Here is a 10729-nt window from a genome sequence, read left to right as displayed (position 1 = left end):
ACCGTCGACGTCGCCTCCGGACGCATAGGCCCGGCGGTGCCGGGTAGCTGCCAGTCATGGCGCGGTATACGAAACCCGAGCTCAGAGAGCAGATCAAGGAAGAGATCCAGGCCTCCGACAAGGGCGGCAAGCCGGGGCAGTGGTCGGCGCGCAAGTCGCAGCTGGTCACGCAGGAGTACAAGCGGCGCGGCGGCGGATTCCTGGGTCAAAAGGACGAACGGCAGAAGGCGCTCCAGCGCTGGGGCAACGAGAAGTGGCAGACGAAAGAGGGCGACGCCCGGGCGCGCAAGGACGGCACGACGAGTCGCTACCTGCCCAAGAAGGCATGGGACGAGATGTCGGAGAGCCAGAAGCGGGCGACCGACACGAAGAAGCGGGAAGCCTCTCGAACGGGCAAGCAGTACGTCGCCAACACCGGACCGGCCAAACGGGCGCGTCGGGACGCCACAACGGCCGGCCGGATGACGGAGATGTCGGTCGCGGAGGCGGCCAAGCTGGTCCGTGGCCTCGACACCCGACAGCTCAAGACCGCGTTGCGTAACGAGCGCGCCAGCAAGGACCGCAAGACGCTCGTCCAGCGGCTGGAAGCCGAACTCAACCGACGCGGCTGACCCGGCCCTCGACCGCCTTAACCCGGCCTTAGCGTCCGGACAGCGCGGTGCTATCCCGATCTGGCCGATCCTCGGAGTCGACAACCGAGGAAAGGTGGACACCACGATGAAGCGCACCAATCTGCTTCTGGCGTCGGTCGGCGGGTCGGCGGTGCTGGCGGTGGCCGGGGTCGCGCTCGGCGTCAACGCCGCGAACGACTCGCGGACCGGCGGCACGGCACTCGCCGCGGCAACCGTCGCGCCGACCGCCACCGACGCGCCGGCAATCACCGGTACGCCGTCAGTCGGCACCCCATCGGGTACGCCGTCGAGCGCAACGCCGTCCGGTACGCCGTCGACCGGCGGCGCGCCCGCGGGTAGCGCGGTCGACGAGAAGCGCGCCGGTGAGATCGCGCTCGCCAAGGCCGGTGGCGGTCAGATCGTCGAGGTCGAAGCCGAGAAGGAGAACGGCCGACCGGTGTGGAGCGTCGAGATCGTCGCTGGCGACACCGAGCACGAGGTGGACGTCGACCGGGACAACGGCTCGGTGGTCAAGGCCGAGCAGGAGCCGGTCGACGCTGACGACGACAACGACAACGACGACGACGACGACGACAACGACGACGACGACAACGACGACGACTGAGCGCGGTCGCCGCTCACCCCGGGTGCTGCGGTGAGCGGCGGCGCGTTGTGACGCGGTGGTCGGACTGCCCCTCTCGGGCGGATCGACCACCGCGTACGTCATGTGGCGACGCGCTGCTCCTGGACCGGCGGTCGCTCCTGTGCTGTCGGCTGCCCCTGGACGGTTGGCTGCTCCTGGACGGTCGGCTGCTCCTGGGCGAACTGGGTGCGGTACAACTCGTGGTAGCGGCCACCCGCCACGAGCAGGTCACTGTGTCGCCCACGTTCGACGATGCGCCCCGCTTCCACGACGAGGATCTGGTCGGCCGCCCGGATGGTGGAGAGCCGGTGCGCGATGACCACGCTCGTCCGGCCGGTCAGCGCCTCGGCGAGGGCGTCCTGAACCGCCGCCTCCGAGGTGGAGTCGAGATGCGCGGTGGCTTCGTCGAGGATGACCACGCGCGGGCGAGCCAGCAGCAGGCGCGCGATGGTGAGCCGTTGCCGTTCCCCGCCGGACAGGCGGTATCCGCGCTCGCCCACGACGGTGTCCAGCCCATCGGGTAGCGAGCGGATCAGGTCGTCGAGGCGGGCCCGCCGGAGCACCTCCCACATTTCGTCCTCTGTCGCGTCCGGCTGGGCGAACGCCAGGTTGGCGCGGATGCTCTCGTGGAAGAGGTGCCCGTCCTGGGTCACCACGCCGAGCGCCGCCCGGATCGACTCGGCCGACAGCTCACGGACGTCGACGTCGGCCAGCTTCACCGCGCCGTCCTCGACGTCGTACAGGCGAGGCACGAGCTGCGCGATCGTCGACTTGCCCGCCCCGGAGGAGCCGACTAGCGCCACCATCTGCCCCGCTTCGGCGCGGAACGACACCCCGTGCAGCACTTCCTCACCGCCGCGCGTATCGAGCTTCGCCACGTCCTCCAGGGACGCGAGCGACACCTTGTCCGCTGAGGGGTAACCGAACCGGACCCCGTCGAACTCGACCGCGACCGGCCCCTCCGGAAGGGGTCGGGCGTCGGATCTGTCGAGGATCAGCGGCTTGAGGTCGAGGACCTCGAACACCCGCTCGAAGCTCACCAGCGCGCTCATCACCTCGACCCGAGCACTGGCCAGCGACGTCAGCGGTGCGTAGAGCCGCGACAGGAGCAGCGCGAGAGCGACCACCGTCCCGGCGTCGAGGCTGCCCCGTAGGGCGTAGAGACCACCCAGCCCGTAGACCAGGGCCAGTGCCAGCGAGCCGACGACGGTGAGCGCGGTGATGAAGACCCACTGGAGCATCGCGGCGCGGATGCCGATGTCCCGGACCCGGCGTGCCCGAGCCGCGAACTCGGCGGACTCCTCGGCCGGCCGCCCGTACAGCTTGACCAGCGTGGCACCGGGTGCGGAGAAACGTTCCGTCATCCGGGTGCTCATGGCCGCGTTGTGCTCGGCTGCTTCACGCTGCAACTGGGCGAGCCTCGAACCCATCCGGCGGGCCGGAAGAACGAAAATGGGCAGCAGGACGAGCGCCAGCAGCGTGATCTGCCACGAGAAGGTGAGCATCACGGCCAACGTCAGCATCAGCGTGACGGCGTTGCCGACCACACTCGACAGGGTGTCGCTGAAAGCCCGCTGCGCGCCGATGACGTCGTTGTTCAGGCGGCTGACCAGTGCGCCCGTGCGGGTCCGCGTGAAGAAGGCCACCGGCATGCGCTGTACGTGGTCGAACACGGCCGTGCGCAGTTGAACGATCAGCCCCTCACCAATGCTGGCGGAGAGAAATCGCGTCACCAACCCCAGCCCGGCCTCGGCGAGGGCGATCACGGCAATCAGTACGGCCAACCGGATCACCACGCCGCTGTCGGCGCCGTCCACGATCGCGTCGACCACCCGACCGGCGAGAACGGGTGCCGCCACAGTGAGGACAGCCGTCACCACACTCAGCAGCAGGAACCTGACGATCAAGGCGCGGTGTGGCCGTGCGAACTGCGCTATTCGCTTCAAGGTGGCGCGGGACAGCGGTCGCTCGTCCTGCGCGTTCATCGCGTGGTGCAGAGACGTCCACGCGGCAAATTCCATACTCATGCATTACCTCCGATACGCGAGGTTAGGACCTCACCCGAGCTTGAGGTCAAGTCACCACGCGATTCGGTGGCTACGGATTGTTCACGTTGGCCGTAGCCAGGGACCGCGTCGGCGTCGTCCACGACATTCGGTACCGCGCTCAACGACGACGACCCCGCGCCCGTGAAGCACTGGCGCGTAGAGGTTGGCCCACGAGCCTTCGCGGCTCGCTGCGGCCCGGTGCAGGCCGTCGTGAGTTGCTGCGGGTCAGCGTGGGCCGTTGAGATCTCTCTCCTCGACCCATCCGGCCCGCGCCTGGGCACGTACCGCTCGACGCTTCGGCTTCCGCAGCGGAGGCCAGGCCAACCGGTCTCCTAGGATGCCTTAGGCGGTGCGGGGTGGGCGACGGTGTCGACCCGACACCTGGCTGATCGTTCTCGGCTGCCCGCTCCTATGTTCGTGGGTGGTAGTGGTTGCGGCGGGGAAGCTGTTCGGGGTCGAGCCAGGCGGGTGGAATGAACTCCGGATGGCCGTCGTGGCCGAGCTGGATGGTCCAGTGGCTGTGGTGCAGGTGTCGGTGGTGGTGGCCGCAGAGCAGGACGGCGTTTGCCAGGTTGGTGGTGCCGCCGTCGGCCCAGTGGTGGATGTGGTGTGCGTGGCACCAGCGCGGTGGTCGGTCGCAGCCGGGGAAGGCGCAGCCGCGGTCGCGGAGTACGAGGGCGCGGCGTAGCGGCCCGGTGATGAGGCGGCGTTGTCGGCCGACGTCGAGGACCTGGCCGGTGCCGCCGAGGACGGCGGGCAGGATGGTGGCGTCGCAGGCCAGCCGACGCACAGTTTCAGGTGTGAGGCTGAGGCCGGTGTCGAGGGTGCCACTGCTCAGCTGTCGGGTTAATCCGTCGTAGCTGGTGGTGATGACGATCTGGGCAGGGCCGCCACCGTTGTCGGGTAGCTCGCCGGTCCGGAGGGCGAGGCGGCACACGTCGGCGAGGGCGTCGTGGCGGCGTTGTCCGGGGGAGCGGGTGTCGTCGGGGCCGGTTGGTGCGGTTAGTGGGTCGATGACGGCGCGCAGCAGGCCGGCGGTTTCGATGTCGAGGGTGCCGGTGAGCCGGAGTCGGCCGTCGGTTTGTTCGGACAGGGTGAGGTGGCGGTCGCTGGTGGCGCGGCGTGCTTCGGCGTCGAGGGCGGCTTGGGTGGCGGCATCGGCGATGTCGGGGGCGACGTGGTCGAGGATGCGGGTGCCGAGTTTGCGTAGGTGGGTGGGGTCGAACTGCGCGGCCCAGCCGACGAGCACACCGACGGCTTTGTCGGCGGTTTCGGCGTCGGCCGACGTGTTCACGGTGTCGGCGGTGTCGGCGATGACCCGGGCCTGGTCGGGGGTGATGTGTCCGTCGGCTAGGGCTTGTCGAATGCCGGGGTTGCCGGTGTCCAGGGCGGCGGCGAGGTCGATCAGGCGTCGGGCGGCGGGAATGGTCAGCCGCAGGCGTTCGCGCAGCCACACCGCGGTGTTGGAGGCGCCCTGGGTGCGGGCGGTGCCCCGGCCGTCGATCTCGCGGTGAGGGTGAGGGTGACGGCGGCGAGGCGTTGCTGGAGGCGGTGCGCGGCGTCGAGCGCGGCGATCAGGTCATGTTCCGGGAGGGCCCAGGCGGGGGCGTCGACGCAGGCGGCGACCGCCTCGTCTACCTGCGCCAACTCCCTGAGCATGACCAGACACTAGGACAGGTGTACGACACTTTCAGTCATCATGATCGATATGATCGGCTAATCAACCGGAGGGCTCGTCGGTGCCGGATTGCTTCCCGCTGGCGATCGGGGCTGGGGGTGGCGTGCTACCCGGCGGTGCCGGGAGCTGGAGTCGACGCTGCTTGGGTGCCTGGCGTGAGCGAGGGCTGCGTGTCGATAGCGCTGGCTGGTGCCTGGCCCAGCGAGGGCTGCGTGTGGACAGCGCTGCCGGTGCCTGGCATGAGCGAGGGCCAGGTATGGCCGCGCTGCCGGCGCCCGCTATGAGTGAGAGCTGGGTGCGTCGCTGGGGGATTGGCGACGGCCGGACGCTCCGCTAGGTATGCCGGACGGGCGTCGCAGAGAGCCCTGGCCCACGTCATGACGTCGTCGATGGAGTTGCGGCTGAGGCCAATCGTCGGGTCGGCGGTGATCAAGAGTGTGGGGCTGCTGCGTGCTGCGGCCCAGCTGTGGGCTTGCGGCGTGTGGAGGTCGTCGATCCATGCGGCGGGCCGTCGTTGGGCGTAGGCGGCGATGACCGGAATCTTGTCGCTGGGGTGGAACGGCGCGGGTGGCATGGTGATCACGGGCAGGGGAGCGATGCCCAGAAGTGGAGCGAGGAGTCGGTTGGCTTCGTCGTTCCAGCTCGTGGCCCAGGCGATGTCCAGGACGGCGCTAGCCTCGGTGATCCAGCCGCCGTGGGTGGGGTTGACGCGGACGGGTTCTTCGCCAGGGAACAGGCGGTGCTCGGTGTAACCGGCGGGTGGTTGAGCAGTCCCGTAGGGGTTGAGGACACCGTCGACGTCGAGCAGAAGCAGCGGCCGGTTCACCCGGACGATCCTGCCGCAAGCGCCGGGTGGCGGGGCCGTCGGCGAAACGAACGGCGACCCCGCCACCACTCAGCGAGCTAGCCGATACGGAACTGCTCGCCGTAGACGGCGAACGTCAGGGGCGTGTTGAGGTTGAAGTTGCCGTTGTTGAGGAACACCCGCTGGGCGGTGTCGACGCGGGAGGTGTCCGAGTGGGCCGCTTCCTTCCTCATCTCGAGGACCCGCTCGTCGAGGAAGGCGTTCAGCCAGGTCCGCTCGTCGCCGCCCTGGGCTGGCGGCTTGGCCCGGTTCAGGGCGCGGCTGCGGATCTGGCGCATGCCCTCGTACCCGTGCATGACCGCCGCGTCGTAGTAGGCGAACTGGCCGAGCGCCCGGACCTGGTCGTTCTTGCCGTCGCGTACCGACGGGTTGAAGTAGACCCGGTCTCGTTCGGTTTCCTGGGCGGCCTGGAACACGGAGTCGTTGGCCGCGGTCCGCCAGTCGCGGGGGAAGTTGGGGTCGAGGCCGGCGTGCGACGGGGTGCCGTTGACGGCGCGCAGCGCCGGCAGGTAGCCGGCGAGCACGTTGCCCGGCTTGGTGCGGGTGTACGCCTCGACCAGTTCGAGCATGTCGCCGGTGCCGGAGCAGAAGCCGATGATGCCGGCGGTGTAGCCGCGCCCGTCGCCGATGTCCTCGATGTAGGAGAACTGCGCGCGCCAGTCGAGCGAGGAGTTCTCGGCGGCCGAGACGAGCTGCATGGCGACGTCCTTCTTCGCCGGGTCGTCGAGGTTGGTGCCGGTCGGGGTGGTGGGCGGGGGAGTGGTGGGAGTGCCGCCGCCCGGCAGGGTCCACCGCTGGTTCGTGGTGCCGCCGCACGTCCAGATCTGCAACCGGGCGCCGTTGGCGGTGCTCCGGTCGGTGACGTCGAGGCACTTGCCGGAGGCGGTGTTGACGAGCGTGCCGTTGCTGGCGGTCCACTTCTGCGCGCCGGTGTTGTTGCAGTCGTACAGCTGCACCTTGGCGCCGTTGGCTGTCGACGCGGCGGTGACGTCGAGGCACTTGCCGAGCGCCCGGATCGAGTTGTCGCTGTTCCCGACGGTCCACGTCTGGGCCGCGCTGCCGTTGCAGTCGTAGAGCTGGACGGCCGTGCCGTTGGCCGAGCTGGCGCCCGCGACGTCGACGCACTTGCCGCCCAGGCCGGTGATCGGGCCGGCGGTCGCGGCGCTCGCCGACGGCAGGCCGTAGCCGACGGCGGCGACGCCGATCAGCAGGGTGCCCACGACGTAGGCGGCTGTTCTCTTGTGAACCATGGGTGTTCCTCGGGGAAGGGGCGGCGTGCCGCCAGCCGGTCGGTTCGCGGTGCCCTACGGCGCCGAACTGCCGCGCCGGGCCAAGCATCAGGAAACTGTATTAACAGATACCAGTACGTCGATTCGCCGTCAATCGACGACCGCGAGGCGTGACGGCGTCTGTTCATCCCGTCGTTGGCGGGACGTACCTGCCGGTGGCTATCGTCGGGCCGTAACTGATCAACGGGCCGGTCCGTCGGAACCAGCACCGTCCGACGGACAGAAGATGGTCATGGAGTCGAGTCTGCGCGCTCGGGTACGAGCCGGTGACCCCGGCGCGTTCGCCGAGCTGTTCGACATGTACGCGCGCTCGGTGTACAACCACGCGTTCCGGCTGACCGCCCACTGGGCCACGGCGGAGGACGTCATGGCCGCGACGTACCTGCAGGCCTGGCGCTCCCGGGAGCGGGTCACCGAGGAGGGTGGGTCGCTGCGTCCCTGGTTGCTCGGCATCGCCACCAACGAGGCCCGTAACCACGCCCGCAGCAACCGTCGCTACCGCAGGGTGGCCGCAGCGCTGCTCGCCTCCGACTTCACACTGCCCGATCACGCCGACGAGGTCGCCGGCAGACTGGACGACAGCCGACGCATCACCGCCGCCATCGACGCGCTCGCCCGGCTGCGTCGATCCGAGCGCGAGGTGCTGACCCTGTGCCTGTGGGAGGGCCTCGACTACGAGTCCGCGGCGGAGGCGCTGGGTGTTCCGGTCGGTACGGTGCGCTCCCGGCTGTCGCGGGCCCGCGCCCGGCTCCGTACCCTCGTCGACGCGCCGCCGCGCGCCGCGCGACCGCCCGTCGTGGACGCCTCGCTCGTACGGGAGGGCAGCCAGTGAGCGCGCCGGACCCGGCCGAGTGGGCGAGGATCGCCCCCCACCCCGGCGACCAGGACCTGCCGGAGGGCCGGCACGAGGTGCACCGCCGTCGCCTGCTCGCGGCGATCACGCAGGAGCCGCGTACCCGAAGAAGGGCCTTCGTGTCGTCGCGGCCCGCGCTCGCGGCGGCCGCGTTGGTCCTGGTGGTGGCGGGGATCGGCGGAGGGCTCGCGACCCGGTCCGGCGACGCGCCCCCGGCCGCGCTCCCGTCGCCCGAGGCGACCCGTCCGGCCGCTCGGCCGGCACCGCCGGGCACGGCCGCCAAGAATCGCGGGTACGGCACCGTGCGCCAACTCACCGACACGGCCGACCTGGTGGTCCGCGGCGAGGTGGCGTCGGTGACGGACGGGCGGGCGGTCTACCGCGTGGCGGAGGTTTTGTACCGCAACCCGGGCGCCCCGGTGCCCACCGAGATCATCGTGGCTGCGGAACTGGCCGGGACGGCCGGCCGGCCGAGCGTCCTCTACCTGGGCCACGTCGACCCGGCTGCAAGCGTCTACCACCCGCTCGGCGGCGAGTTCGGGATCTTCGACCTCGCCGGGGAGACGGCCACCAGCCGGTCGCCGGCGATGTCGGTGACCGGTCTGCGTAGCGAGGACGCGACGGCTGCGGGTCGCGCGTTCGTCACCACGCTTGCTGAGCTTCGTCAGCTCGCGCGCGAGCGGCGCTGACCCGGAGAAAGTGAGTCCGCAAGAAAAATGGAACTCGGTGCCCGGGACGCACAGATAGAAGGCGTAAGCAGTGCCGCGTTCCGAGCGAGACGGCTCGGGACGGCACCGAGACGCGAGGAGCGTTCCATGGCAGTCGACCTTCGCCGTACCCGGCCGCTGTGGGCCACGGCCGCCGCCGTGCTGTCCGTCGCGGCCCTGGCCGCCTGCGGCAGCGGCGGTGACGCCGACCGGGCCGCCGGGCCCGCGCCGAGCAGCGCCGCGCCGAGCAGCGCCGCCACGCCGACGGACGTCGCGCCCCCGCCGATCAAGGGCAAGCTGCGCGGGTACGCCACCGTGCGGCAGCTCAGCGACACCGCGGACCTGGTGGTACGCGGTGAGGTCGAGGAGACCGGATTCCGGGTCGACGAGGTGCTGAGCGCGCCGAGCGGATCGACAGTCCGGGCCGGGGCGCGGATCACGCTCGCCCAGCTGCCCGCCGGTGTGCCGGACATGGCGCACATGTCGAAGCTTCAGGCCGGCCAGGTCGTGGTGCTCTACCTCGCCCAGGACCCGGCGGCCTCGACGTTCCGGACGCTCAGCGGCGACTTCGGAGTGTTCGACCTGAACGGGTCCGGCGCGGAGGCCGTCGCCACGACGCGCTCGCAGACCATGGCCGTCAGCGGCCTGAACGCCGAGGACCCGGCCGTCTCCGGCCGCGGGTTCCGCACCACTCTCGGCCAGCTGCGGGCCGTCGCCGCCCAGGCCAGGTAGGAGGAGTGGGCACGCGGACGGCACCCGCCGAGTGCCGTCCGCGTGGTCACTGTTCCCGGTAGGTGGCCAGGTCGAAGTCGGCGTGTACGCCGTCGCCACCCAGGTCCTGCACCCACAGGCCCAGGAACGCCCCCGTGAAGCCCCACGCCGCCGGCTCACCGTCGATGATCAGCGCGGCGTGTTCGTCGGACAGGATGGTCGCGTCCAGCTCGACAGGTAGCCGCTGCCAACCGGCGCCGAGGTCGTAGTCGAAGCGCACCGCCGGCCCGTCGAAGACGGCCCGCAGGCCGACCCGGGTGACGCCGTCGACATCGACGGTCAGCTCGGGGTACGCGGTGCGCCGCCCGTTGTCGGAGCTGAGCAGCTCCAGCACCGTCCGGCCGTCGTCGGCCCGGGTCAGGTAGAGGTGGTGCCAGTTGAGCGTGTTGTAGTAGGCGGTGATCCCGGCGAGCTGACGGTGGTCGGCCGGTGCGAACTCCACCACGGTCTCCAGCGAGCACTCCCTCGCGCCGACGCGCCGCCCGACCAGGCTGGGTGCCTGTCGACCGACCGGCGACTGCCCGCCGTGGACCCGCAGGTACGACGGGCGGGTGCGCAGGTCTACCCAGTCCGGGGTGGCCGGCCGACGCAGCGTGGACCAGCACCGGCCCAGCTCGGGGGCGTCGAAGTGGTCCGTCTCGGGCTCCGCCGGCCAGGGGTGCGCGGGCAGGTCGGGTGCGACGACGTCGTCCGCCGGCACCCCTCCGACGATGCGCGGCCAGCCGCCCGACGGCCACTCGACCCGCTGGATCGCTGTCTCCCGACCCAGCACGCAGTTGCCCAGCGGGGAGTACGGGCGACCAACCAGGTGGGCCAGGTACCACTCGCCGTTCTGCGTGTGGACCAGACTGCCGTGCCCCGCCTTCTGCAACCGCAGGTCGGGCCGCCCGAAGGAGGTGAGCAGTGGCCCGTCCGGGTCCACCTCGTACGGTCCGAACAGCTCCCGGGACCGCGCCACGGTGACCTGGTGCTCCCAACTGGTGCCGCCCTCGGCGGTGATCAGCCAGTACCAGCCGTCGTGGCGGTACAGGTGTGGACCCTCGGTGAGCCCGGCCGGGGAGCCGGTGAACAGGATGCGGGGGCTGCCGACCAGACGGCGTGCGGCCCGGTCGTACTGCTGGATCTCGATGCCCCCGAAGCGGTCGCGGCCGGGCCGCCAGTCCGCGCTCATGCCCAGCAGCCACGTGGTGCCGTCGTCGTCGTGGAACAGCGCCGCGTCGAACCCGCGCCCGTGCAGTTTCACCGGATCGGACCAGGGGCCGGT

9 protein-coding genes and 1 pseudogene are annotated in these 10729 nt (G+C 70.7%); 5 read left to right on the top strand and 5 right to left on the bottom strand.

From position 1 onward, the window contains the following. Positions 1–56 precede the first annotated feature (56 nt). Together ABZ749_RS19265 and ABZ749_RS19260 are read left to right on the top strand one after the other, a co-directional pair. Positions 57–611 (top strand): DUF5872 domain-containing protein, encoded by a 555-nt coding sequence (locus ABZ749_RS19265; RefSeq protein WP_355006138.1) that lies wholly within the window; start codon positions 57–59, stop codon positions 609–611. Positions 612–717: 106 nt separating this feature from the next. After that, on the top strand, positions 718–1236 hold the full coding sequence (locus ABZ749_RS19260) for a PepSY domain-containing protein (RefSeq protein ID WP_357229588.1): 519 nt from the start codon (positions 718–720) through the stop codon (positions 1234–1236). 98 nt (positions 1237–1334) lie between these two features. Here ABZ749_RS19260 and ABZ749_RS19255 read toward each other — a convergent pair whose 3' ends face one another. The 4 genes and pseudogenes from ABZ749_RS19255 to ABZ749_RS19240 form a co-directional block, all read right to left on the bottom strand. Further along, positions 1335–3239, bottom strand: coding sequence for an ABC transporter ATP-binding protein (locus tag ABZ749_RS19255; RefSeq protein ID WP_357229590.1), 1905 nt, complete (start codon positions 3237–3239; stop codon positions 1335–1337). 472 nt (positions 3240–3711) lie between these two features. Then, positions 3712–4961 (bottom strand): annotated as a pseudogene (locus tag ABZ749_RS19250) (DUF222 domain-containing protein). Positions 4962–5086: 125 nt separating this feature from the next. After that, complete coding sequence (locus ABZ749_RS19245; protein WP_357229586.1) at positions 5087–5806, bottom strand: HAD domain-containing protein; 720 nt, start codon at positions 5804–5806, stop codon at positions 5087–5089. A 77-nt stretch (positions 5807–5883) separates the two neighbouring features. Continuing rightward, positions 5884–7095, bottom strand: a complete 1212-nt coding sequence (locus ABZ749_RS19240) for a chitosanase (RefSeq protein ID WP_357229584.1) — start codon at positions 7093–7095, stop codon at positions 5884–5886. 271 nt (positions 7096–7366) lie between these two features. Between ABZ749_RS19240 and ABZ749_RS19235 the strand changes: the two genes are divergently transcribed. The 3 genes from ABZ749_RS19235 (at position 7367) to ABZ749_RS19225 (ending at position 9426) form a co-directional block, all read left to right on the top strand. Continuing rightward, positions 7367–7966 carry a sigma-70 family RNA polymerase sigma factor gene (locus tag ABZ749_RS19235; protein ID WP_357229582.1) on the top strand — a complete coding sequence of 200 codons (600 nt, stop codon included), beginning with the start codon at positions 7367–7369 and terminating at the stop codon, positions 7964–7966. Then, complete coding sequence (locus tag ABZ749_RS19230) at positions 7963–8676, top strand: hypothetical protein (protein WP_357229580.1); 714 nt, start codon at positions 7963–7965, stop codon at positions 8674–8676. Before ABZ749_RS19235 ends, ABZ749_RS19230 begins: the two co-directional genes overlap by 4 nt. A gap of 126 nt (positions 8677–8802) precedes the next feature. Beyond that, entirely contained in the window at positions 8803–9426 is a 624-nt protein-coding gene (locus ABZ749_RS19225; protein ID WP_357229578.1) for a hypothetical protein, read from the top strand. Between the two features lie 46 nt (positions 9427–9472). Here ABZ749_RS19225 and ABZ749_RS19220 read toward each other — a convergent pair. Continuing rightward, positions 9473–10729, bottom strand: a 1257-nt coding sequence (locus tag ABZ749_RS19220) for a family 43 glycosylhydrolase (protein ID WP_357229576.1), incomplete at its 5' end; no start/stop codon positions are given.

The organism is Micromonospora sp. NPDC047753 (assembly GCF_040642735.1).
Taxonomy (GTDB): domain Bacteria; phylum Actinomycetota; class Actinomycetes; order Mycobacteriales; family Micromonosporaceae; genus Micromonospora.
This window is presented reverse-complemented; position numbering and strand designations above follow the sequence as displayed.